The 24196-nt window shown below is 59.7% G+C and carries 19 protein-coding genes, 3 tRNA genes and 1 pseudogene; 5 read left to right on the top strand and 18 right to left on the bottom strand.

What is annotated here, in order from left to right; genetic code table 11:
* Nucleotides 1–34 precede the first annotated feature (34 nt).
* Nucleotides 35–508, bottom strand: a complete 474-nt coding sequence (locus BC1002_RS27300; protein ID WP_013093225.1) for a hypothetical protein — start codon at nucleotides 506–508, stop codon at nucleotides 35–37.
* Between the two features lie 403 nt (nucleotides 509–911).
* Here BC1002_RS27300 and BC1002_RS27295 point away from each other — a divergent pair, with 403 nt between their 5' ends.
* Nucleotides 912–1922, top strand: a complete 1011-nt coding sequence (locus BC1002_RS27295; RefSeq protein ID WP_013093224.1) for a dienelactone hydrolase family protein — start codon at nucleotides 912–914, stop codon at nucleotides 1920–1922.
* A gap of 113 nt (nucleotides 1923–2035) precedes the next feature.
* On the opposite strand, the gene BC1002_RS27290 is transcribed toward BC1002_RS27295, so the two are convergent.
* From BC1002_RS27290 to BC1002_RS27280, 3 genes are read right to left on the bottom strand one after another with little or no spacing between them, the layout of a single operon-like run.
* Nucleotides 2036–3040 carry a substrate-binding domain-containing protein gene (locus tag BC1002_RS27290; RefSeq protein WP_013093222.1) on the bottom strand — a complete coding sequence of 335 codons (1005 nt, stop codon included), beginning with the start codon at nucleotides 3038–3040 and terminating at the stop codon, nucleotides 2036–2038.
* A gap of 29 nt (nucleotides 3041–3069) precedes the next feature.
* A complete protein-coding gene (locus BC1002_RS27285) occupies nucleotides 3070–4110 on the bottom strand; it encodes an ABC transporter permease (protein ID WP_227717788.1) in 1041 nt (346 codons plus the stop codon).
* Complete coding sequence (locus tag BC1002_RS27280; protein ID WP_013093220.1) at nucleotides 4107–4928, bottom strand: ATP-binding cassette domain-containing protein; 822 nt, start codon at nucleotides 4926–4928, stop codon at nucleotides 4107–4109. The genes BC1002_RS27285 and BC1002_RS27280 overlap by 4 nt, the downstream gene beginning before the upstream one ends.
* Nucleotides 4929–5547: 619 nt before the next feature.
* Here BC1002_RS27280 and BC1002_RS27275 point away from each other — a divergent pair.
* The gene (locus tag BC1002_RS27275; protein WP_013093218.1) at nucleotides 5548–6000 is read left to right on the top strand and encodes a universal stress protein; all 453 of its coding nucleotides are present in this window, start codon (nucleotides 5548–5550) and stop codon (nucleotides 5998–6000) included.
* A 236-nt stretch (nucleotides 6001–6236) separates the two neighbouring features.
* On the top strand, nucleotides 6237–7382 hold the full coding sequence (locus BC1002_RS27270; protein WP_013093217.1) for an alpha-hydroxy acid oxidase: 1146 nt from the start codon (nucleotides 6237–6239) through the stop codon (nucleotides 7380–7382).
* Between the two features lie 20 nt (nucleotides 7383–7402).
* Here BC1002_RS27270 and BC1002_RS36735 read toward each other — a convergent pair.
* Together BC1002_RS36735 and BC1002_RS27260 are read right to left on the bottom strand one after the other, a co-directional pair.
* Nucleotides 7403–7585: pseudogene (locus tag BC1002_RS36735) on the bottom strand (DUF1348 family protein); the annotation flags it as partial.
* Entirely contained in the window at nucleotides 7585–7941 is a 357-nt protein-coding gene (locus BC1002_RS27260) for an SDR family NAD(P)-dependent oxidoreductase (RefSeq protein ID WP_274380052.1), read from the bottom strand. The pseudogene BC1002_RS36735 and the gene BC1002_RS27260, both read right to left, overlap by 1 nt.
* A gap of 66 nt (nucleotides 7942–8007) precedes the next feature.
* Between BC1002_RS27260 and BC1002_RS27255 the strand changes: the two genes are divergently transcribed.
* Entirely contained in the window at nucleotides 8008–8982 is a 975-nt protein-coding gene (locus BC1002_RS27255) for a LysR family transcriptional regulator (protein ID WP_013093215.1), read from the top strand.
* A gap of 31 nt (nucleotides 8983–9013) precedes the next feature.
* On the opposite strand, the gene BC1002_RS27250 is transcribed toward BC1002_RS27255, so the two are convergent.
* Nucleotides 9014–9856, bottom strand: a complete 843-nt coding sequence (locus tag BC1002_RS27250) for a tetratricopeptide repeat protein (protein ID WP_013093214.1) — start codon at nucleotides 9854–9856, stop codon at nucleotides 9014–9016.
* Nucleotides 9853–10782, bottom strand: a complete 930-nt coding sequence (gene ku, locus BC1002_RS27245; protein WP_013093213.1) for a non-homologous end joining protein Ku — start codon at nucleotides 10780–10782, stop codon at nucleotides 9853–9855. The genes BC1002_RS27250 and ku overlap by 4 nt, the downstream gene beginning before the upstream one ends.
* Nucleotides 10783–11583: 801 nt before the next feature.
* Between ku and BC1002_RS27240 the strand changes: the two genes are divergently transcribed.
* The gene (locus tag BC1002_RS27240) at nucleotides 11584–12252 is read left to right on the top strand and encodes a Crp/Fnr family transcriptional regulator (RefSeq protein WP_013093212.1); all 669 of its coding nucleotides are present in this window, start codon (nucleotides 11584–11586) and stop codon (nucleotides 12250–12252) included.
* Nucleotides 12253–12860: 608 nt separating this feature from the next.
* Here the strand turns inward: BC1002_RS27240 and BC1002_RS27235 are convergent.
* The 10 genes from BC1002_RS27235 to BC1002_RS27190 form a co-directional block, all read right to left on the bottom strand.
* Nucleotides 12861–12935: transfer RNA gene (locus BC1002_RS27235), tRNA-Thr, on the bottom strand.
* Between the two features lie 19 nt (nucleotides 12936–12954).
* A tRNA-Gly gene (locus tag BC1002_RS27230) sits at nucleotides 12955–13030 on the bottom strand.
* Between the two features lie 3 nt (nucleotides 13031–13033).
* A tRNA-Asn gene (locus BC1002_RS27225) sits at nucleotides 13034–13109 on the bottom strand.
* A gap of 67 nt (nucleotides 13110–13176) precedes the next feature.
* Nucleotides 13177–14745 carry a hypothetical protein gene (locus BC1002_RS27220; RefSeq protein WP_013093211.1) on the bottom strand — a complete coding sequence of 523 codons (1569 nt, stop codon included), beginning with the start codon at nucleotides 14743–14745 and terminating at the stop codon, nucleotides 13177–13179.
* 106 nt (nucleotides 14746–14851) lie between these two features.
* A complete protein-coding gene (locus tag BC1002_RS27215; RefSeq protein ID WP_013093210.1) occupies nucleotides 14852–16078 on the bottom strand; it encodes an acyltransferase family protein in 1227 nt (408 codons plus the stop codon).
* Nucleotides 16075–17121: a hypothetical protein gene (locus BC1002_RS27210; protein ID WP_157874762.1), complete on the bottom strand. Its 1047-nt coding sequence runs from the start codon at nucleotides 17119–17121 to the stop codon at nucleotides 16075–16077. The genes BC1002_RS27215 and BC1002_RS27210 overlap by 4 nt, the downstream gene beginning before the upstream one ends.
* Nucleotides 17122–17314: 193 nt before the next feature.
* Nucleotides 17315–20335: a DUF4214 domain-containing protein gene (locus tag BC1002_RS27205; RefSeq protein WP_013093208.1), complete on the bottom strand. Its 3021-nt coding sequence runs from the start codon at nucleotides 20333–20335 to the stop codon at nucleotides 17315–17317.
* 442 nt (nucleotides 20336–20777) lie between these two features.
* The gene (locus BC1002_RS27200) at nucleotides 20778–21170 is read right to left on the bottom strand and encodes a hypothetical protein (protein WP_013093207.1); all 393 of its coding nucleotides are present in this window, start codon (nucleotides 21168–21170) and stop codon (nucleotides 20778–20780) included.
* Nucleotides 21171–21359: 189 nt separating this feature from the next.
* Nucleotides 21360–22826, bottom strand: coding sequence for a TolC family outer membrane protein (locus BC1002_RS27195; protein ID WP_013093206.1), 1467 nt, complete (start codon nucleotides 22824–22826; stop codon nucleotides 21360–21362).
* Between the two features lies 1 nt (nucleotide 22827).
* Nucleotides 22828–24192 (bottom strand): HlyD family type I secretion periplasmic adaptor subunit, encoded by a 1365-nt coding sequence (locus tag BC1002_RS27190; protein WP_013093205.1) that lies wholly within the window; start codon nucleotides 24190–24192, stop codon nucleotides 22828–22830.
* Nucleotides 24193–24196 lie beyond the last annotated feature (4 nt).

Raw genomic sequence — 24196 nt, 5'->3', positions numbered from 1 at the left:
CCGCGCGATCTTCGGCGCGGCGCCGGGACTGCGCTCAGTGGCCGCCGGACGGAAACGAGAACGTCGCGCGCGCGCTGCCATTGCCGCGGACGTTCACCGTCTGCTTTCTGGTCACGCCGCTGTAAGTGGCGCTGATCGTATAGCGCCCTTGAGGCAGCCGCACGAGCATGTACGGCCCCTTCGACGTGGCCTCGAACACGGAAGCGCCGCCTTTGGCGATCTGCACCTGGACGTCGGCCACATAGCTCGCACCGGGTCCCGTGAACTGCAGAGACAGCGGCCACTGCCTGCGTGCCTGCCGCAGCGCGGTCGACTCGTCGCGACCAACTCCGCCGGTAACGAACGATATGTCGCCCTGCTGCTGCGTCGGTGGCATGCCGGTCCTGTGGATCTCGCTGGCGCTCTGCGGAGCAGCCGTCTGCGCCACTGCGACGCCAGCCTGAACCAGTGTGAACGCCGCGACGAGCAGGGTCGAGGCGATCCGGGGAGCGTTTCGTTGCATTTTCATCGTGACTGCTCCTTACAGTGTTGCCGACTGCCGGTTAGAGTGCGTGCCCGGTTCGTCGGGTGGGAGAACGCTTGCACCAGGTTGGAAACGCATCGCGCGCCGGGGCCGGCCACGTGCGAGGGCGCCTCACGACCACGGTCAGCAGCGGACTTACCACGAATAATACGACATAGGGCGCGTAGCAGAGTGTAGACACGCCAATGGCTCACTGCGATGCACGCCCTGCAACTGTTCCACGGCCTCGGTCAGCAATGTTTGAGCCAGTGCCGGACCAGAACTTATAAGACATTCTTCAGAACGTCGAGGCTCGGCGCCGCCTCGCTCTTGAGAAGCCCATTCAATCGTCTATGTTCAAAGAGACCTTATTGGGCAGACACGCCGTTGCGGTCAGGAGGATGTCGCCATGTCTCTACTCGCGCGATCCGGTGCCAGACTGCGGCGCCTATGCCTGGTCACAACGTTAAGTGTGGCGGCGGCCTTTCCCACGTTGATCGCTGCACAGGTAGTGCGGACAGAGGTTCTACCGCTGCAGTCGGTAACGCTCACCGACGAACAGTTCCTCGGCGGACACGAACCGGGCAAGCCGGTCACCGTTGCCGGGGTGCTGAGCCTACCCAGGGCGGGTTCGGATCGTCTTCCTGCGATCGTCATTCTTCATCCATCGGGAGGCATCAACAGCGGCATCACCGACTGGCAGCAGGAATTCCTTGCGATGGGCGTCGCCACCTTCGTCGTCGAGAGCTTTGCGGGGCGTGGTGTCGTCAACACGCTCAACGACCAGGGGCAACTGGGCCGGCTAGTGCAGCTCGAGGACGCGTATCGCGCACTCGACCTGCTGCAGAAGCATCCGAGAATTGATCCAGAGCGGGTGATACTGATGGGCGAATCACGCGGCGGCCAACCAGCGTTATATGCTGATCTCAAACGGTTTCAACGATTGCATGGCTCTTCTTCCGGCAAGGGCTTCGCCGGGTACATCGCGTTCTATCCGAACTGCAATACGACCTTCAGAGCCGATGACGATTTCGACGACAAGCCGGTGCTCGTTTTTCATGGCAGTGCAGATGAATTTGCTCCTGTCGCATCATGCCGCGCATACGTCGAAAGACTGCGAGCCAAGGGAAAAGACATCAAATTCATCGAGTACTCGGGGGCCCAGCATATGTTCGACTGGAAAGCCGCGGCGAAGCCCATCGTTCTCGCCAAGGCGCAGACCATAAGAAGCTGTCAACTGAGCGAAGCACAGAACGGCCAGATCATGGACGCAGCGACTGGCCAGCTATTTACTTACAGCGATCCCTGCGTCGAGTATGGAGCGACCCTCGCATACGACGAAAAGGCCGCGATCGATGCCAGGAAGACCGTGCGCGAGTTCGTGACGGGCACGCTCAAACTTGGCGCACCCGCTCCGTGACCCGGAAGGCCGGTTCGTTTGCGAACCTGCTGTCGAAGTCGTGCAGACAACCTTCGAACGCCTGGAGGCCCGACTGACGGCGCTCGAGCCATTCCATCGCGCATCACTCGTCCTTAGCGAATCCCGCGCTTGATCAGCGGGATCAGCGAATCGATCGTCGCGGGTGTTTGCACACCTGCGCCGGTGTTGATCGTCAGTCCCGCGAAATGATAAGCAGCCGAGAGCACACACTGCGTAACCGGCAGGAAGCCCTGCAGATAAAGTTGCTGGTCGAGCGTCGCGGTGAGGTACTTGTTCTGCAGCCCGGAAATCGTGGCGGGCGCCAGATCGATGCCACCCACGATGATTTGCCCCGGCTTCTTGCCAGCCTGCTGGAGCGCCTGCGGAATGAACCCGGTCACGCCGCCGTGCTGCGTGCCGATCGCCTTCAGATCAGGATGCGCCTGGATGAAGGCGACCAGGATCGGCACGGCGAGCGATGAGTCGGCATCCACCTGGGGAGAAATATTGAGCCTCGTCACCTTCACGCCGGCCTTTTCCAGCGTCTCGGAAAGGCCACGGTCAGACTGGCTGCGCACGCTCTCGTTGAAGACACCGTATTCGAGCGCCTCGTCGCCCTTCTTGAGCCCGGCGTTGAGCATCGCCTGAGCGGTGATCTGCCCGCCAATGTAGAGTTCGACGCCGGCGTAGCCGAAGCCCTTCGCGTCGTAGAGCTTCTGGTTTTCCGGCAGCGGTGTATTGCCGACGGTAACGATGATGCCCTGGTCTACCGCCTGTTTGATCAGTGGTGCGAAGGCTGGATCGCCCGGATGGCCCATGATGCCAATACACGTCGGATGCGCCGCCATCGCCTGGCGAAACTGCGCAAGCATCGTCTCCGGACTCCAGGCCGAGAACTGCTCGATCACCTTGATGCCGAGGGCATGCCCCGCGTCCGCAGCCCCGGTCTGACGTGGCAGCGTCGCACCGTCGCCGGGGTTTCCGCCCATCTGCATATACATCGTCATACCGGCGCCGAGCGGTCCCGTCGTGGTCGGCTCGGTGGCACCGGCGGTTGGCGCGAGGCCGAACGCAAGGACGCTCGCCCCCAGCAGGAATCCCGTCATGATCTTGATCATTTCTGCTCCTATCTCCTGATTTAACGGCTTTATCGCCCGCCAAACCTGAGTTTTTCGCGCAATACGCGCAGCCTGGCGGGATTCTCGACCAACAGATGCAGGATCACGGCGACGATGAACACCACCCCTTCGATCGCCTGTACCCAGAAGCCGGCGATACCTGTCGCAACGATTCCTGCCTCCAACATGCCAATCACGAAGGTGCCGAAGAAAGTACCCACGATCGTCGCCGTGCCACCGAACACCGACGTTCCGCCGATGAACACGCCGGCCAGCGCCGGCAGCAGGTAGCCTTGCCCCTGGGTCGAGAAGTAGTTCAGATTCTCGAGCGTGAGCAGAACCGTGGCGAAACCAGCCAGCACACCCATCAGCGTGAACAGTTTCACCGTCTCACGCGGCACGTTGATGCCCACGACCTTCGCGACGTTGCGGTTGTCTCCGATGAACAGCACGTGCTCGCCAAAACGGTGCCGATTGAGGATGAACCACATGAATATGGCGAGCCCGAGCGCCCAGATCGCTTGCATCGGGACCACATCGAACAACGTGCCCGCGAATACCGCATAGGCCGAACCGCTGGCGAGTTGCTGTAGCGCATTGGAAAGCCCGCCGGAAAGAATCGAAGCAACACCGGCCCAGAGGAATTGCGTGCCGATCGTCACGATGATCGACGGCACACCGACCACCGCGACCAACACCCCGTTCACGACGCCGACCAGCGCGCCGCCAGCCAACGCCGCAATGACGGCTAGCCAGGCTGATCCGGTGGTGTTCACGCACCAGGCGAACAGAAAGCCCGCGAATGCCATCACCGACGGGAACGACAGATCGATTTCTCCAGCCGCAATCACCAGAGTCAGCCCGATCGCCAACACCACCAGCGGCGGCACGGTGGTCAGGAAGGAGAAGTAGATCGGCCAGCCTAAAAAGACCCGCGGTGCGGTCGCCATGAACAGGCCGACCACCAACAGGAACACGACCACGCTCGGCAATCCCTCCACGCGAGCAAAACCTGGCAGACGAAAAAACACTAGCCGCGCCGGCCGTTTTTCTTTTATCGGATCGCTCACGCCCGTGTCCCCGCAACCGGCGCCGGCCCGTGCCCGCTCTGCTGAAGCGAAATCAAGAACCGGGTGAGTTCCTCGAGGCTCATCTCACCCGACTTGAAATCCGCGACGATCCGGCCACGATCGAGCACGACCAGTCGATCGGCGAGCTCGTGCACATGGGCGAGGTTATGTTCGATATAGATGCAAGCGCGGCCGGACGCCTTGATCGAGCGCACGAAGTCGAGAACCTTGCGCACCTCGCTGATGGCAAGCGCAACCGTTGGCTCATCGAGAATGATCAGATCGCTTTCGAAATACATTGCCCGTCCGATCGCGATGCCCTGGCGCTCGCCACCGGAGAGTTTCGCAATCAATGAATCCGCGTCGATCCCCACGCCGCGGAATCCGAGCTGCTGCTTCAATATTTCGTTGGCGATGCGCCGTTGTTCGGCAACATTGATGAAACCGAACCGGTTGGTGATTTGCCGGCCGACAAAAAAGTTACGCCACAGCGGCTGCTTCTCGCCCAGCGATTTTTCCTGATAGACCGTCTCGAAGCGCAATCGGTGCGCCTCGCGCACGGAAAAGCGGCTCCAGTCGACCTCCTCGTCCCGGATGAACAGCTTGCCCGTGCTCGGCCGCACGACCCCGGTCAACACCTTGATCAGCGTCGATTTGCCCGCGCCGTTGTCACCGATCAGGCCGACGATCTCGTTGCGCCCAATGGCCAGGTCGATACCGGAAAGCGCGCGTATCTTGCCGTAGGACAGGCTGATGCCCTGCGCGCGCACGATATGTCGCCAGGCGCCCGTAGCGGGCGCGGCATCGCTCGCCGTCACGCTACGCCCCAGCTCGGAGGACCCACAGTGATGTTGTGTACGACGATAGCCATAACACCTTCCTTTTGCTTATCGATCGCCGCATCAACTTACATTGAAAGTGTCTATGCAATTCAACAAGACTTAAAGTCTAGGTCAAGAATCGCCAGACCGTGGCTAGAAACTGCCGTCGGGCGCGACAGCGCGTATTACTCTAATCAGTCAGGGGGATTATCATGATAGAAGCTGCATTCATCAGCGCAGGAGCACACCATGACCTCCAATCCATCCGCTGAGCCGACCGGCACCTCTCGCGACCCCGCGCAAACATCCGCCGGCACGACTGGCCAGCCCGATCCGAAGGGCCAGCAACATCCGGCCCCAGACGACCTTCCTAACGCCGACGCGGCAGAGCCCGAACCTCACGAGCATCTCCCGTCAAGAAGCGACGACAACTGATTCAACAGCGCAGGTGCCGACGTCGTCCGCATGACGATCCGCCCGGCAGGTTCGCGAGTGGATCACGCATGCTTTCGCGCCGACATCGCAAAGTCGGGGAGAGCTCGCGGTTCACGCAGATGGCCCGATCGATTTCGTCAGACGAAGTCACCGCCCGGTTCGAACCGCACAGGAGCAGATCATGCAGAACGTGCTGGTAGGTTATGACGGGTCGGCATCCGCGCAATATGCCGTTACTTTCGCTGTCGATCTAGCGAAGCGTTTCGACGCGCGCTTGCATGTGCTCGTCGTCGCGCGAACGCCCGACTGGGGTGCGATCGAAGTCGAGCGAAAAAGTCTGATCGAGCTGGAAGTGCGCCATGCCAACGAGATCCTCGACGACGTCAAGGCGAAGCTCGCCGCTTCGAACGGAGCCGTGGAGTTCGATCTGGTGGTCGGGCCGCCGGCGAAAGAGATCGTGCTGTACGCGGAGCGGCATGCTATCGACCATCTCGTCGTGGGGCATCGCGGGCATACGCCGTTCGATCGCTGGCTGATCGGTTCGGTCGCCCGCCAGGTGCTCGCCTACGCGCCATGCGCGGTCACCATCGTGCGCGACCCGGCGACGATGAGGAAAACGCGGCATGAGAACTGACCGTCCCTGAAATTTGGCCTTCCGGGAGGCCAAATCGGCGGCGACCTACTTCCCGCTGGAACCGCTACCTCACTCCGGAATCCGAGCGACGAGCCAATCGATTTTTTTTCATCCATGTGTTCGCCACAGCACATTGACCAGGAGCGGAAGGCGTAGCTTGTTTTTCTGCGTGCCCATTGAGATCCGAACATGCGGAACAGGATCGCGCCAGTTGCCTCGATGTCTACCAGCGCAATATGCAGATAAGCGATTGCCATAACTTTCACGACTTCCGTGAGCTGGCACGGCTAAGGCTGCCGGGCCCGATCTTTAACTACATCGATGGCGCCGCCGACGACGAAGTGACCTATCGCCGGAACACCGCGAGCTTCCAGCAATGCGACCTGGTACCCAATGTGTTGCGGGGAGTAGGTGACGTGGATCTCTCGGTGCAAGTGCTCGGCCAGCGGCTGGCGATGCCTGTGTATTGTTCCCCGACCGCACTGCAACGCCTTTTTCACCATGAAGGCGAACGCGCAGTGGCGGCGGCGGCGTCGAAGTACGGAACCATGTTCGGCGTTTCTTCGCTCGGCACAGTCAGCATGGAAGAGTTACGCAAAGCATTCCCGACACCGCAGGTGTACCAGTTCTACTTCCATAAGGACCGCGGATTAAACCGTGCAATGATGCAACGTGCCAAAGAGACTGGCATTGATGTGATGATGCTGACGGTCGACAGTATCACTGGTGGAAACCGCGAGCGCGACCTGCGTACAGGCTTCACCATCCCTTTCAGACTTACTTTGGGCGGTATTCTCCAATTCGCGCTGAAGCCCAGATGGGTTCTGAACTACGTCACGCATGAGCGCTTTTCCATGCCGCAACTGGAGACCCACGTCGACTTTGGCGGCGGTGCCATGTCGATTGGCCGCTACTTCACGGAAATGTTGGACCCTTCGATGAATTGGGACGACGTCGCCGAGATGGTCCGTGACTGGGATGGCCAGTTTTGCCTCAAGGGGGTGATGTCTGTCGAGGACGCGAAGCGCGCGGCAGCAATCGGCTGTACTGGCATCGTGCTCTCCAATCATGGCGGCAGGCAGCTAGATGGATCGAGAGCCGCATTCGATCAGCTTGCGGAGGTTGTAGATGCTGTGGGCGACAAGCTGGACGTCATCATGGATGGAGGAGTGCAACGTGGAACCCATGTTCTGAAGGCGCTGGCTCTAGGGGCCAAAGCCGTTGGCGTCGGACGTTACTATCTGTTCCCACTGGCAGCTGCCGGGCAGGCTGGCGTTGAGCGGGCACTGGCTCTGATGAGAACGGAGTTGGTGCGGGGCATGAAATTGATGGGGTGTACCTCGGTCAGCGAGCTCTCTCGCGAAAGTCTGCGCTTTCGATAGTTGGCAGGAATTAGCGCCTGCCACTTGCGCTCGAGAAGCGCACGGGCTTCTTCCGGTTATTCGCAAACTCGGCGCGATTGCGCCTTAGACGCCTTCTCTGCGTCGCGACTATTCCAGCCGTCTTCGGCGAGGCGAACCTTTTCGATTGCGGATTCGCGCGTGAACGGCGGCAGCGACGGGCGGACTTGAGCGTTGTTCGACATCAGATACTCCTCTTAATAGAACAGGATTTAGGTACCACTTCGGGTGAGACAGCGTGCGTGCTACTTACATCTTGGCCGAACCCGGCGTTGTAGATCAACACATCGATCCGACCAAACTTTGCGACAGCTGCCGCGGCGGCGGCTTTGGCCTGCTGCTCGTCAGTCACGTCGAGCTTGACCGACAGCAGTGCCGGACTTTCGCCGAAACGCTCGATAATCGCCTCGACGTTGCGCCCTGCGGCAAGGACTGCATTTCCGTCGTCAAGCGCCGCCTGCGCAATCAGCGCGCCTGGACCGCGCGAGGCACCCGTAATAGCCCAGACGCGCATGAACTGCTGTTTCGTAGCGTTTCTCATGCTGTGCACTAGCCGTCGGATGTTAGACTCATAATCAACTAAAATTTGCTAATGGGGGGGGCGACGATGAACGAGGTCCGGGCTATTTCGGTTTTTGTCCGCACGGCGACGCTCGGCAGTTTCCGCCGGGCAGCCGTAGACCTGGGCATCTCGCCTCAGGCGGCAAGCCACGCTGTGATGCAGCTGGAAAAATCGCTTGGCGTGCAGGTTTTCCATCGGACCACACGCAAGCTGAGCCTGACCGACGAGGGACAACGGCTGTTGCAAAGTGTCGAGCCAGCCCTCGCGATGCTGTCTTCTGCGATCGACGATGCTCGCCGTTCAAAAGAGGAAGTCGCGGGGCCACTATGTGTGAGCGCGCCTACAGCGCTCGGACGAACGGTACTGTTGCCGTTGATCCTGGAGTTTGCGGCGCTATACCCTGACGTGCAGATCGACGTGCGTTTCGACGATCATTTCACGGATCTGGTCAGCGATCGCGCGGACGTCGGCTTTCGCGGCGGCTCGCCGCCTTCCGGTGGCGCCATTGCCCGACGGCTTCTGCCGATTCAGTTGATCGTGTGCGCGTCACCGGCCTATCTTGAACGGTACGGCGCGCCGAAAACCGTCAATGACCTCGATGCGCATCGTTGCTCAGCGTATCGGCGCGCGAATACCGGCAAGCACGCGCCATGGGAATTCATGATCGGCGGAGAGATCGTGTACAAGGAGATGGCTGCGTCGGTGTGCTCGAACGATGTCGACGCGGAGGCGGAAGCGGTACTGGCCGGACTGGTGATCGGGCAACTCGGAAGCTTCTCAGCGGTGTCACACATCCGCGCGGGACGGCTCGTGCCTTTGCTCACTCAGCATGTGACCCAGCGCGAATCGATCTACGTCTACTACCGTCGCAGAACAGAGCAACCGTTGCGCGTGAGAACCTTCATCGATTTTTCGATTTCACGGCTGGCGGACAACAGCCAATTCTTTCTAACCACAGAGGAGCTGAGCGGTTCTGCGCGCAGGGGCGGGCGCGCCGCACGCAGCCATAGCGCCGCGTAAGTACCTGCTCCGCAGGTCAGTCGAGTGCGCGTCACCTGCTTAGCCGGCGATACGCACTCAGGTGCCTTAGAAGACTCTGCCTGTCGCCTCGAATCTCGCTCAGGCGTGCAATATTGAAGTGAGCGTCGGCATGAGTGGGATTGAGCTCGATGCATCGTTCATAGGCTTGCACTGCTGCGTCGTATCGCTCCAGTTCTTCCAGAGCGACCGCGCGGTTGAAGTGCAACAGCGCGTCCTCCGGAAAATGCTCGAGCGCCCGGTCAAAGACGGATAATGCCTCGTCGTACTTCATTCCGACCTCGCAAAGCAGGACGCCAAGGTTGTTATAAGCGTCGTAGTGCGGAATCGGCGATAACTCGAGCACCTTTTTATAGGCCTGCTCAGCACCGATGACGTCGGTATCGGTAAGCTCCTCTGCAAGAGCAAACCACTCCTCGGTTTGCTTTTCCCGGCCAACGATGTTCCGGGGCGCAGCGTCAAGGAACGCGACTTCGCCCTTGACGGGCGCCACTTCCAGATCGAGCAGAAGCTGGCCCGAGGTCGCATCCCATTGTGACTCGCCTGTCTTGACGACCACTGAATCACCGACAGCCGTAATGCGGATGCCGGTCAGCGGAAGCTCGTCAGGCAATTCAGCCTTGAGCCGCGCGAGCGCCCGTAGAATTTTTCGCGACGCGATTTTCGCCGACTGAAGCTGGAAAGCCGTGCGCAACAACACGACATCGCGGAACGTAAACCGGAGCTCGTTACGACGACCACGCGACGGTTGCACGAATCCAGCGTCGATCAGACCGGACAGCACTCGTCGTGAGACACCGAGTATCGACTGGAGACTGCGCAACGAGTAGTCGTGCGAGGCATTGCGCCTTTTCACTTGCGCGCCCGAACCTTGGCGGGAGCCGCTTCTTCGACCTTGGCGGGCGCCCTCTTCGCCGGTCGCCTCGGTTTGGAGGCAAGCTCATCGGAAGCGGCTGCCGACGCCTTCTTTACGGGCGCGACTTTTGCCGGCGCGGCCTGTTTGGTCTTGTTGCGGCCAAGGCTCGCACGAAGCGCCTCCATCAGGTCAATCACTTCGGCGCCCGACTCCATGCCGGGTTCGGCCGGAGACACGATCTGCTTGCCGGCGATTTTCTGGTCAATGGCTGCCAGGATGCGCTTCTTCTCCTCATCCTCGTACGCCGTCGGGTCATACGAATCTTCGGACACCTGGTCGATTATCTGTAGCGCGAGCTGCAGCTCGGTGCTCGTCACTGCTACATGCTCGATGTGCAATTCAGTCAGCGAGCGAACTTCGTCCGCGAACAACAGTTGCTGAAATACCATGCCGTCCTCGGCTGAGCGAATCTGGACGATGCGTGTCTTCCCCTTGTATGACCATTTCGCGAGCGCGCACCGTTCGCTTTCGCGCATCGCCTGCTGAAGCAGGCTGTACGGTTTGCCGCCGCGCTTGTCGGGGGCGATGAAATAAGCCTTGTCGTAATACAGCGGGTCGACTGACTTCTCCGGCACAAAGGAGACGATCTCAACGACATGCGTGGCGCCTTCCTCGAGCGCTTTCAGTTCGTCTGGCGTGAAAACGACGAACTGGCCTTTTTCGAACTCGTAGCCTTTCTTCATGTCGGCTCGCGCCACGACCTCGCCTGTCGCCTCGGAGATGTACTGCTGTTTGACCCGCCCGCCGTCAGGTGTCAGGAGATGGAATCCCACACCTGAAGCACTGTCGGTCGCCGAGTAGAGCTTGACCGGAATCGATACCAGACCGAAGGAAAGCGTCAGAGACGCAATTGAACGCGCAGCCATGACTGTCTCCCGATAAGCGGCGACCGCGGGTCGCACAAACTCGGTTGCATCGCACGAAGGCGAACTGTGCTTGGGGATTCTACGGCGTTTTAGGGTGGTGGCGTCCGGTGAGATCGCAAAGCATAGGTCGTGCCTGTCGGTACAGATCTGGGTGCAGTGTCCTGGGCTTAGCGCATCAGCACGTTGACCGCATCCCCACTCTTCAACGAGCGCGGCGTTCATCTGATCGGTTTAAGCAAGTTGCTCCACCGCAATCTGAGTTGTGTCTGGGTGCACCGCGCGTTCGAAAACGATGTTGCAGATCTCCCGCGAGCACGATGAACGCACTTGCGTTCATCTCGGCGAGAGGAAATAAATTATGAGCTGAACCGTGCAGCAATCCGGGTGCGGAGTTGATATTCCTGAATTCGCAAACGTTAAAATGAACAAGTTTTCGCCAATAGCCGCATTGACCTCAAATGGCGCATTTAGCCACGCCGCTTACTAAAATGATTACCGACGCCGGGCGCTGTCCCGTTAGCGGAGTATTCCGGCGCGCTGCCCGCGCCTTTGGAATTTGTGCGGGGAGTATGCTTAATGGTGTCCGTCTGGACACGTTTTAAAGGCAGCTCCCCACGGGTTCATGCAGCACGCATAAAGGCGGCGCAGTGCCGCGCAGAAAGCACCAAGCAAATTTTTCTTATGCGTCTGCTCCATTCTCTTCATTACTTAATTGTAGTTTGCGTTACGTTTAGTTACCGGCATTCTCCGTGCCGAGTTTTTCTGCTCTATCTCAGTAGTCCCGCATACGTAATTCGAATAATGTTGAGAAAGCAAATTCTGCTTCGCGAGGCGCGAAGCGACTTAGTCGGCAACACGACCAGGCTCACCAAGGTTGTACACATCGAGGAGGGCGATCACATTTGCTATCAGGGGGCCATAGAGTCGCCGCTGATCTTCCTCGTCGAGGGACAGCTCCGTGTGTCGACATACTCCGAGGATGGTGTCGAGCTCCTGCTCTACGTTGTCAATCCCGACGAGTGTACGGGCGAGATTTCGATCCTCAACTGCGCGCCGACCTTGGGCAATATCATTGCTACGAAGCGCAGTACCGTCGGTCTGCTCGACCGGGCGCACGCCCGCCGGCTCCTCAGCGACCCGGACGTGGCGCGCTCGCTGAATAAACTGATCGCGGGGCGCGCCAAAGGGCTGATCGTGGCGCGCAGCTCGCGAAGCCAGCCGCGTGCGGATGCGCGTGTGACCGCAGTGATCGAGGCAGCCATCAACCAGAGTGCGTCCTTCGATTCATCGCTAGTCGAACTGCCCAATCAGGTCACGATTGCAGCGATGGCGGGCGTGAGCCGCGAGACGGTGTCGCGTGTGATCACGTCGCTCGAAAAGCGTGGGATTGTCGAACGGGAAAGCAAGGCGATCCGCATTCGGGATCGTGTCGCGTTGCACCACCTCGCAACCGGCCGAACGCCAAGTTGAAGCGACTCAGGTCGCGCAGAGATCCGTACCGGTTTTTGAGTCACTGCAAAGCAAATTGCGCCTTTTCGGTGGCGCGGCGGCCGCGGCGTGCTCGGCGTGGCGTCGCGTCGCTTCGGAGAGGATCAGGGAGATGGACTGCCTGTTCAGCGTGTCGCTGAAGTTCCAGTGCCAGCACCGCCGCACTCAGGTCACGGATCATCTGACGTGCCTGCTCCGCATCCGAAGCCTCGCTGATTGGGTGCGACAGGGCTCGACGGAAACCTGTCCGCGTCGAGATGGACGGTCACGTTCAGGCTCGTCGAATCGATGCGCCATCGCTGTACCGTTGCGAGCGTCATATCTCGTGCGTCTTCGTCGTGTGACGTACCGTTCTTTACCTGTTGCATACCAAGGGCTTCTGTCAGTGCGCAGAATATACGCCGGTGTTCGAGAGAAGCTGTGATCGCAATCACAAACAGGTCACATTGGCCAAGCGGGATGACTTTCGATGGACGTCGATGAGTGAAAAACCCGGCGGCTCGAGCGATGTGACTGACTGATCATCTACAAGCGAGCGTGGGATTGATCGCGAAGAAGCCGGCAGATTGATTGCCGGTGCGAATGTTTGATGGTGCCCATGGGCAGGATCGAACTGCCGACCTCTCCCTTACCAAGGGAGTGCTCTACCACTGAGCCACATGGGCCGCCTAGATGACGTAACGCTGGAGCGGGAGACGAGGCTCGAACTCGCGACCTCAACCTTGGCAAGGTTGCGCTCTACCAACTGAGCTACTCCCGCATTTGGCTCCCCGACCTGGGCTCGAACCAGGGACCTACGGATTAACAGTCCGGCGCTCTACCGACTGAGCTATCGGGGATCAGGCTTTAAGAAACGGACCGGATTGTACAACATCGGTCATGCAAAAGGAGCAGTGACAGATGTTTTTAGTTGGGAGGGAACCCCATCTCAATGAGAACGGTGTTGAAAACCATAAATGCCGCGCCGACGGTCATGGCGATGCCAAGAACAGGCGGGCATTTTGTGGAGGCTCCGTCAGCACGCAAAATCCCAATGATCGCAGGCGCAAACGTCAGGAAATACCGGCCATTGGCGTGGAAGTCTCCGCTGATGACGATGGACAAAATTGCCATTGAAAGGCCGCCACAGAGTAGAAGCAGCGTCCTACGGTCATATTTGTCGCGCGTTGCTTCCCGGACGCAGTAAATCGCGTATGTCCCCAGCGCTATCAACGGGAGGCATGCGAAAACGTACTCCCCATGCATTAGATCCAAAGGTCGGAGAAACAGTTTGAAAGGCCCGAATCGACTCGGCGTCCACGCTGCGCGCACCTGAAACGCGGCAAGCGGATAACCCGTGGTTTTCCATTTGACCGCGATGTCAGCCAGGATACCAAAGCTGCTCAATACGGCCGTGGACGCGAGCATGAAGATGCGCTTTCTGGCATTGAGCGACGGCTCAAATATGATGAGACCTGCGATCCAGAAGTAGGCGAAGGCGCCGGCAAAGCGCGTTGCTGACATCAGCGCGACGGCGATTGCTGCGGCGTAATACCATCGCTTCAACATGAAGACGAGGCCAACGAACTCGAGTGCGACGAACAGAGTTTCGCTGAAGCCGCCGACAAGAAAAAACGCGAACGGATTGAAGGCCAGCCACGCGGGAGCGAGCAATGATTGCCACTGCGAAAGTCGACTCATGCGGCCTAATGCGTAAAGCGCAAACATTGCCGCGAGCAACAGTGCCGCGTTCAAATTTATCAAGACTGCCTCTACATTGAGGCCGGTGAGGGTCTGGGCCGCCTTAGCCAGGTATGGATAGAGAAATGGCCACGCGACGTTCTGTTGCTCCCGTTTGTCCCCGTTGTACTTATACCCGGTAGTCACGATGCCCTTGTACCAGCCGGCATCTGCGCGGTTGGTCAGGACGTCCTCCGGCTCGGTTGAGACTCGAACCGCTTCCTTCGCATAGATGCCACGGCTGGCCGAGACGAGATCAACCAGAGGAATTACCTTCCCCCCAGACCGTACCTCGTAGACCTGAAACGCCAGTTTCCTGCTATCGCCGGTCGGAGAAGGCACAAAGCTCCAGTCTGACCGGATATGCATGGCACCATCGCGACACGCGGACACCGGGGGGAGAGTTTGCCGGATTAGCCCGCGTTGAACGTTGATCTGAAAGTCAGGCGAACCTTGGCAGGAAACGGTCAAGACCAAATCGTGACTTGCATTCCCGACGATCGTTAGCATGCCGGTGGGTGCGCCCGCCGGCAACCGAAGGCTGATGTCCGGTGCGGTCCAACTGAAACCGTCACTCACAAAGTGACCATTGAACCGCTCCATGTTAGAAAGCGTGCCGACAATCACCCCTCTCGCCACAAACCAAAGCATCAGGATTGAGAATATCGGAATTGCCACGCGAACAAGGTTCGCGCGTAAAACTCCCGTGTCACGTTGAACTTCGGCCTCGGACTCGATTTTTATTTGAGTAGTCATCGTAATGCACGCGCACGCGATCAAGGTTTCGTCGCGTACTAAATAAGAGCCAATGCGTAATGGAAGGCGTGGAATATTAGCGCATCCTAGTCTAATCCCGATAACTCTAGATTCCGTGATGTGCGCGCACAGTGCGCGCGTTGCCCAGATTTCGCGCGAACTGGACCGCGATGCCATCCACCCAACGCTCGAATGCGAGTGCCAATAGCGCCGTGACAACGACTCCAACCCCACACGCTACTGCGACGGCCACTCCATAGCCGAGCGGCGCAAACATCAGGAATATCGAGCAACTGATGGTGAAGAGCACGGGGAAGTGCACCAGGTAGACGCTGAACGAAAGCCTGCCGAGGCGCAGGAACGGCCGGGACGAAAGCCAGCGTTGCAGACGAACCGATGCGAGTACGGCAAGATAAACGAAGAAGGCTCCGAGCTGGCTCTGGAAGTGAAACAGGTCGTCGCCCCGCACGGCGAGCGGCGTGAGCCATTGACGGATGCTGTTGACCACGTGCCAGTCGCGAGTGCAGCACAATGCGACGCCGAGCGCTAGCGATGCTGCCGCCATGAGCGATTGCCATACCGATTTATCGCGCTCGCGCTGGGCGAAGTCCGCCAACAGGTGGCCCGCGACGAACAGCATCAGCGGATGGCTCCAGAACAGGATTGGCGTCGCGATCAGCAACCCGCGATAAAGCTTGCGGCTCACGTGTTGAGTCGCCACGAGCGCCATCACGAGGCAAGACCCCCACAGCTCGCAGTGCAGCGTCCACAGCGGCGCGTTGAAAGAGCCAGCAATCGTATCGAGGCGCGGTTCGAGTGGCGGAAAGAGCGTGCTCCACTGATAGCCGGTGAAGAGTGATTCAACGGCGACTTCGCGCACGAAGTGGCTCACCGAGAACGGGTCAGGGCCAATGGTCGCGAGCCACTTCGTTGAACCGGTGACGGCGCCTGCGGCGACGTGGCTGCCTGGGAGCAGTGAGAACAGGAGGCTCGCCAGCGCTGCCGCGAAGAATACCGGCCCGATGAGGCGGGCGACGCGCCGCACGACTTGCCGCGGTATTTGCAGGGGCGCGGCCCGAAACGAATAAGTCAACACTGTCCCGCTGAGCAGGAAGAACACATACACCGCCGAATAGCCGTCGAACAGCCAGAACAGCGGCGAAGGCCGGGCGATCCAGGCCTCCCAGCCAAAGTGAAACGGTGCGTCGTTCCGATCATTGGCGCCGGGGAAAAACGCAGTCAGATAATGCAGCAGGAAAACCTGGACTGTGGCTGCGCCCCGCAGCCCTTCGAGCCAGGCGACCCGAGGGGCGGGCGAACGGTTTGCGGTCATGCGGGCCGGGCGAAGATGAACGAGAAGATACGTCCCATGTACGCCCGCTGCGGGGCGTGGCGCAGGCGCCAGATGATGCCGTCCATCACGAAGTGGGTCATGACAATCGACAGGTACACACCGAAAACAAACTCCCGAACAGGCTGACCGTTACGCGCCTGCATGACGATCATCAGCGCGCCAAGAGCAAGCGCCAGCACGATGAGCCGCGCCCAGCTGCTCAACCGGCGCTCCTGACGGTCACCGATATAGCCCATGAAGACGAGATATTGCAGGCCGTGCGCCAGCGCGTACGAGAGGACGGCGTTGATCGGGTTGGTATAGAGAAAGCTTGGCAGGTAGAAGAGCGTGCCGAGCATGATGATCGTGATGCGGCGGGCTGCACCCTGCTGATGGCGAATGGAGAGCGCGACAGCCAGCGCGGTCGCGATAGCGATAGCCTGCAGGCACGCGGCGGCAATCCAGATGACGTGCACTACCGGCGGCTGCACGAGGTCGGTACCGAGGTTGTAGAGCTTGACCAGCGCGAGGATGGCGGCAATGACGGCCATCTGCATCGGCAGCCGTTCGCTGCTTCTTAGCGGTGGTTGCTGGCCGGCGCGCATCATGAAGCTCGATACGCCGAAGTTCTGGCGCTGGTAATGCCAGGTCTGCCAGATGAAATAGAAGAGCAGCGCCGCGGCCTTCAGCGCCGGCGTGCCTTTCATGAAGATCATGCCGTAGACGAGCGCCATGCACAGCGGAACGAGGATGGTTCGCGGCCAGTGCGCAAGCAGGATGGAGCGGCCTTCCTTTTCCAGAAAGAAGTAGTAGCCAGCTGCGACGTGTGCGCCGCCGCCTGCGAATTCGATCAGTGCCAGAAGCTCGGCGAGGGTGGTGATGTTCGGTGCGAGATTCAGAAGCGGGACTGCGACATAGGGCAAAGCGGTGGCCATCGTCAGCAGGACGATGAAATTCCGGAGTTGCATGGCGTGGACAAGTGTTCTTTTTGTTGCTTGGTCGTAGGCGTGGCCTAGAAACGCGGGGAACGCGGAAAACTTCACCTACTTATCCAAGAAAGAAAAATCCCCCCATGTGGACGGACGTCCGCATGGGGGGAAATGTGACGGGCCGAAGCCCGTCAGCGATTTATCGCAGCCGCGTCACCAATCCCCCAGCTGTCATTCGACTTGTGTGCGGCTGCACCTATCCGACAACCGGAGTTCGGCGGCAATCAACCGCCGCCGTACTGCAGCCTTAGGCGTGGACGAGCGTACCGTTGCCGACCGTTGCGTGGCTCAGGTCAACGGTGCCGCTGAGTTTCACGACCGTATCCTGCCCAGCAGTGAATCCCGTCGCGCCATGCGACTCGTTCTCGACAACGTACGTATTACCGCCGAACGTGAACCAGCTGACCGTATGCGCTGCGGTATTCTCGACGGCGTAGTTCACGAAGTCCTTGAACGTCGAGGTCGACGCGTCGAGGCTCGATGTGATGTTCGAACCCAGCGTGAGGGCGTTAGCCGCCGCGCCAGTGAACGAAATCGTCTCACCCTTGGTCGAGAAGTCTGTCAGCGTCGTGTAGGTCGTGGCGTTGACGCCGGCCGCAATCGTGACCGTCGTGGCAGCATTGGCACCCGTCGTCACCGTGTTCAGACCCGAACCGACAGTGATGTCGTTCACACCCGAACCTGCCACGATGGTGTTGTTGCCGTTACCAGCGGTGATGGAGTCATGCGCGGCAGCCGTACCGCCATTACCAACAGTAATGGAGTTGTTGCCGTCACCGACCGTGACCTGGTCGCCAGCACCGTTACCCAGCGTGACCGAGTTGTTGGTCGCCGCCGACAGCGTGACCATGTCAGCTGCGCCGTTACCAGCCGTCACGACCGTCGTACCAGCGGCGCTACCCGTGATGCTCACTACGCCGTCGCCTGCCGTAATGGTATCGGTATGCTTCGCATCCGCGTCACCAGTGAACGTGAAGTCCACTGCACCAACGTTGACCGTCACACCATTCGTCGACGTTTCGCCGGAAGCAATGGTCACCGATTCCTTCGCTGCGACACCAGTCGTGTCAATCGAGGTCAGTGCGCCGAACGTGGCACCGGACAGGTCGACACCAGCCGAACCGCTGATGGTCAACGAGGTTGCTGCAGCATCACTCACATTGACGATGTGGGTAACCGCTCCGGCCGAAGTGTCGGCATTGGCAACGAGGTGGACGGTTTCGAAGCTCGACGCAGTAATCGAGTCGGTGAGTGCCACGCTCTTGGCGTTACCCATCGTCAGGTTCAGCACGTCAGCCGAGCCGTCCGTCTTCTCCGTAATCGTCGAAGATTTAGCTTGCGAATCCAGTTCGGTGAAGCTGAAACCCGAAGCGACATTGGAGAACGTCAGGGCTGCTGCGTCGGTGTGCGTGTCGACAACGACATTGACCATACCGGTCGGCAGACCGGAAACATCGAGCGTAGCACCGGAACCGCCGACAGCACCGGTCAGTTCCAAGGTCTGGAAGTTGGTGGCGTTAGCCAGCGATGCCTTGGTCAGGGACGACAGGTTGCCGATGGCGGACAGGGCCAAGGTGTTGGAACCCGCGCCACCATCAACTGCAACGGTCGGAGCAGCGCTCAGCGTTACCGTATCGTTACCCGAACCACCTTCGTAGGTCACACCGCTCGCGAGCGTAAGGGTGTTGTTGCCGGAGGTCGCAGATGCGTTGACGTCGGTCAGGCTGGCGTCACCCGACAGGTCAGCCGTCAGGCCAGCCGAACCCGCGACCGTAACGGCCTTCAGGTTAGTCAGCGTACCCGTCAGCGACAGTGCCGCCGAACCCGACACGTTCAGGGCCGTTGCCGTTGCATCGTTAATCACCACGTCCGATGCACCAGTTACTGCTACGTTGAGGGTGGTCGCACCCGAAGCGATGGTTTCCGCTGCCGCAGCGCCCGTTGCGTCGTAGCCAACGTTCGACAGGTTCAGCGCCAGCGATTGCTTTGCCGTCGTGTTGTTAATCGTCACCGAGCCGCCAAAATCGTTGCTCAGGTTCAGCGTGGTCAGCGCGTCGCTGTCGATAACGGCAGCACCGCTGTTGCCGTTAACGGTGACGGTTGCGATGGTGTTGGCCGTCGCGGTGGCCGGAGCGTTATGGACCGCATAGGTGGTGCCTGCCGCGCCGACGGTGGTTGCAGAATTTGCGTCAATGATGGTGACACTCCCGCCACCGTTGACGGTCACTGCAGTGGTTTTGCCAGCCGCGCCGGTGATGCCGACAGCCGAGGTAGCGTCAGTCGTAACGGCAACAGTTGAGCCGCCAACCACCGAAACCTTACCCAACGTGTCGACAACGTTCACCGCCGTCGTGCCAGCTGCCTTGACAAAATCAGCGCCAGTGGAGGTCGTCACGTTGAAGCTCGTGAGGCCCGTGAAGCCGCTCACGTCGAACGGCGTAGCAAGTGCAGCGCCAACGCCGTTCACCGTTTGCAGATTTACGGTCTGGACACCGCTAACCGAAATACCGCCCGGAAGCGTCGTAGCGGCGCCAGTTGATGCGTCAACGATGTTCAGGGTGTTGCCGGTGCCGGTGCCCTTGATGCTGTCCAGAGCGGTCAGCGTCGACGGGTTCGTGCCGGTGATAGCGTTGCCGTTGTTCGTCAACACAGTGTTAACGACGTTGTTGTTGCCCTTCAGAGTGACGGCATCCACACCCGTAGTGAGCGTAACCGTCTGTCCAACAGCGCCCGCATTGATGTTCGCCAGCGTCGTGTCCAGGTTCTCGACTGCAGTGCCTTCCGAAGCCGTATCGGTCACGGCTGCGACGGCTGCGCGAGCATTGTCCGAAGCGGTCTTGCCCGAGTAGGCGATTTGCGCCGATACCGATTCCGACAGAGCATTCGTGAATGCGTCAGCGTAGGCCAGCTTGGCATCCAGTTGAGCCTTGTCGTCGCCCGTCGCGCCGTAGAAGATGTTCAGCGCGACCGAAGCCAGCGTGAATTCGCCGCTGTTAATGCCGTGTTGATAGAAGTTCAGACCTTCGGCGTCAGGAGCACGGCCGAACAGCGTCTGATAGATCGCGGTGATTTGCGCTGCCATGTTCGAGCCGCCGTACAGGGCGGTCGATTCAGTCGACGTACCGAACTCGTTGATGATCGAGCTCAGGTTGCCCCCGGCGTTGTCCAAACGCATTGCCCAGTATTCTTGACCTGCGGGGTCAGCCGGGCGGCCATAATAAGCCAGATACGCCTGTTGTACTTCTTCGTAATATTGTGCTGCAGCCATTTGATTCTTCTCCGATAGAGTCCGAATAATCAACACATGTGTGATACGTCATGAGCCGTTAGGGAGTCGACGCGTCAGATTCATTTGACTTGAATCACCCGACGGTTTTCCACAAAGCTACAACGCAGATGGATTTTCAACGTCGGGATGTTCGCGAATTGTGATGGCGCGCACAAAAGTGCAAATAGTTGGAGACTCGGCGATAGAGTTGCTTTTTTTCTGGGCAACTCGGACCTGAGAAAGAGGCAATTGATGCGGGAAAGAGCTTTTAAAAAAGCCTTGCAAAGAATACGAGCGCTGGGCGCGGCAGCGCATCAGCGCTTGTTTCGCCTCTCGGGCTGGGACCGGCCTTGCCAACCGGAAGGACCAGCCAACACTCCGGCATAAGAGACGCAAACGTTAAAATCAAGCGTGACCCTAAAGAAATCGCATGCCGCTGCCGTCAATTACCCACGAGGCCATAAGCGCCGAGTGCGAAGTGGTTCGACGTCAAATCCGGCTGATCCTTTTCTGCAGACTCCCCGGGGGTGTCCGCGTCATTGCCCACGGCAGGATCAGCTGTGCGCGCCTGTTCTTCGAGCAGGCGGCTGGCATTTGAATGCTGCAGCGTCCCGTTCAGCGCATCGATCAATTCGCTTAACCGATCCTGTCGGAGCAGGAAATGCCGGGTGGTCGACGAGCAAACGTTGTCGTCCGACTCTCCCGCCACGTATAACGACAGGCTGATATGGCCTGAGGTAGCGGCCGGCTCGATGGCCCAGTCCACGATCCAGCGTCGTAGACCGAGTCTTTTGCCGCTTGCGGCCTTTCGCTTTGTGATTGAATCGGGCTTCATGATCTGTTTCGGTGAGATTGCGCGGCACTCAGCAAATGGGAATGCTGCCGGACCGCGATGTCACCTAATTTAGTGCAGATGCCCAGACAAGATTGTGCGTGCCAGCACAATCTTTAAGTAAAAAAAGTAAAAAGAACCGCCACGCCAATGCCACACCGACGCGTGACTGGGCGTGGCGCATTCTATTGATCAATGAATCCGCGCTGTCGGCACCACGGCATTGGCGAGCGGCGCCGCCTGGCCAGGTGGAACGAACGACTGCGCAATCTCCACCAGATCCTGCTCGGTCAATATCCCCGCAGCGTGTTTGAGTTGCAATTCTGCTAGTAGGAACTGATAACGCGCGTGCGCCAGATCGCGCTTGGCCGTATACAGCTGCTGCGTAGCCGTCAATACGTCGGCATTCGTGCGCACGCCCGCCTGAACGCTTTTGCGGGTCGCCACGATCTGCAGCATCGCGGATTCGACGGCGCTTTTGAGGGAGTCGATGCGCGTCATGCTGCTCACGCACTGGTTGTACTGTTTGCGCAGGTCGAGCAACACCTTGTCGGTCTTGTCTTGCAATTCGAATTGCGCACGTTCGTAATTAGCCTGCTCCTGTTGGGTCGACGCGCGCACGAGTCCACCGGAATACAGCGGTATCGTGACTTCAACACCGACCGATTTGGTCAGATAGCGAGCACCGATCGCATTGGTCTGGGTCGATTGATTCTGGCCAACGCTCGCTACCAGATCCACGCGCGGATAAAAGCCCGCCTGCACGATCTTCATCTTTTGCTGCGCCGCTTCAACTGAGTGTCGGCCAGCGATCAACTGCGCATTGTTTTCCAACGCAACATCGTGCCAATGATCGAAACTGAGCGGCTCGGGCAGCACCGGTTGAAAGTCGTCCTTCAGCCGGTCAAGACCCGCGACATCGAGCGACGCCGGCAAACCGGTCAGCGCTTCGAGCGCATGCGCAGCGTTATCCAGGCTATCGCGGGCGTCGGCGACATCGGCCTCTGCCAGCGCGGCTTTCGATTTCGTTTCGAGGATATCCGTGCGGGTCCCCTCGCCGTTTTTGAACATCGCCTGATTGCCGGCGTACTGTTCATCGAACGCGTTTTTCTGCGCGAGCGCGAGCGACAACTGATCTTCCGCGAAGACGGTATCTGTATAGGCAGTTAACACGCGCACTAGCAAATCCTGCCGGCTATCGTCGAACGTCGCGTCCCCGGCGAGCGCGGTTGCCTTGCCGTAGCGATAGCGCGCAATGCCTTCGAAACTGATCAGTGGCTGACGCAGCGAAACGCCTTGGGAATAGGCACCGTAGACCTGATGTGTGGAATAGTCCCCATACGACGTACCCATGTTCTTCGTATCGGTTATGTCGCGGTATCGCGCGTAATTCGCCGAGACGTTGGGCAACAGATACGAGCGGCCAATCCCGACATTCGCGTCATCGGCTTCCTTCTGCTTCGCCGCGCCCGCGAGAATCGGGTCATGGCCCAGCGCGGCTTCGTACGCATCGACGAGGCCGAGCGCAAGCGCTGGACGCGGCGCGATCAGTGCGGCACCAACCGACATCGCCAGCAACAATGTGCGCAGGCGTGGAACGGCCTGCGCCGTGCCGGTAGAACCGGCGTCAGACGACCGAAGTGAAAAAACGCGCTGCACTTCAGTCCTCCGTGAATGCAGTGTGTGCGCGATCGAAGATCGGCTTGAGCAGATAGCTCAGCATCGAACGCTGACCTGCATTGATGAATATCTCGACCGGCATGCCCGGCTTGATATCCAGCTTGCGCAACTGTTTCATGCCCTGCTCGGTCACTTTGGCGCGCACCCGGTAGTAAGGTGCGCCGGTGTGTTCGTCCACGAGGCGGTCGGCGGACACGAACGTCAGCGTGCCGGACACTCTCGGGGTGGTGTTCTGGTTGAACGCGGTGAACATCATGTCGACCGGCATTCCCGTGCGAACCTTGTCGACCAGGTTCACCTCGAGGTGCCCTTCCGCTTCCAGCGGTTCGCCAGTCGGCACCACATCCATCAGCTTCGCGCCGGGGCCGATCGTGCCGCCTTCGGTGAAGACGCTCATCCCGACGACGGTGCCGTCAACCGGGGAACGGATCTCGCTGTTGGCAAGGTTGAATTCGCTTTCGTCCAGCCGGCTACGCAATGCCTCGGTGTCACGCTGCACGTCGCTCAACTGCGTGCGCACCTCTTTCATATAGTCTTCCTGCGCTTGTGCGATACGCAGACGCGCCTCGGCGGACTGGCTCGCCAATTCCCCGGCGGTGCCCGCCTGGCGCGCAATCTCGCCGTTCAGCACGGCTTCCTGACGTTGGAGGTCCTTCAGCTTGCTGCGCGGCACATATCCTTCGATCGCCAGCTCACGAACGCCGGTCAACTGGTCCTGCAGCGCCTGGTGCTCGAGCAGCCGTTGAGCATGCGCGTCGTTTTCGCCAGCCAGCTGCGCCTGGTATCCGGCGATGCTCTCCTGCAGCGCGCCAATCGACGCCTTCAGTGCCAGCCGGCGCGCGCTCAGCAGTTGCTCCTGCAGCTGCACGTCGGCCTCGGCCTCCTGGTCGTGTGCGGCGACACCGTCCGTCAACTCACGCGGGAAGGCGATGGTCTTCGCATTGGTCGCCTCCGCGACGAGGCGCGCCTTGGTGGCGAGCTCGGTCAGGTACTGCGAGCGGATGGTCGCGTTCTGCGAGCGCGTCTGCACGTCGTTCATCCTGACGAGCACTTGCCCGGCCTTCACCTGATCGCCATCCTGAACGAGGATTTCGCGAATGATGCCACCGGTCGGGTGCTGGATCGTCTTGCGATTGCCGGCCACCACCACCGTTCCCTGAACCTCTGTGCCCTTGCTGAGGGGCGCGAATGCGGCCCACAGCAACGAGCCTACGATGCCGACCAGTACGACGATCCAGCCAATCTTGACGTAACGCGATTCATCGACATTGACGACCGGCGGCAATCCGGTGCCGAGCACCTCGATGGCAGGCGCCGCCGCTTTCTTGCTTGTGGAATTAACCATGGAA

The sequence above is a fragment of the Paraburkholderia atlantica genome (genome assembly GCF_000092885.1).
GTDB classification, from domain to species: domain Bacteria; phylum Pseudomonadota; class Gammaproteobacteria; order Burkholderiales; family Burkholderiaceae; genus Paraburkholderia; species Paraburkholderia atlantica.
This window is presented reverse-complemented; position numbering and strand designations above follow the sequence as displayed.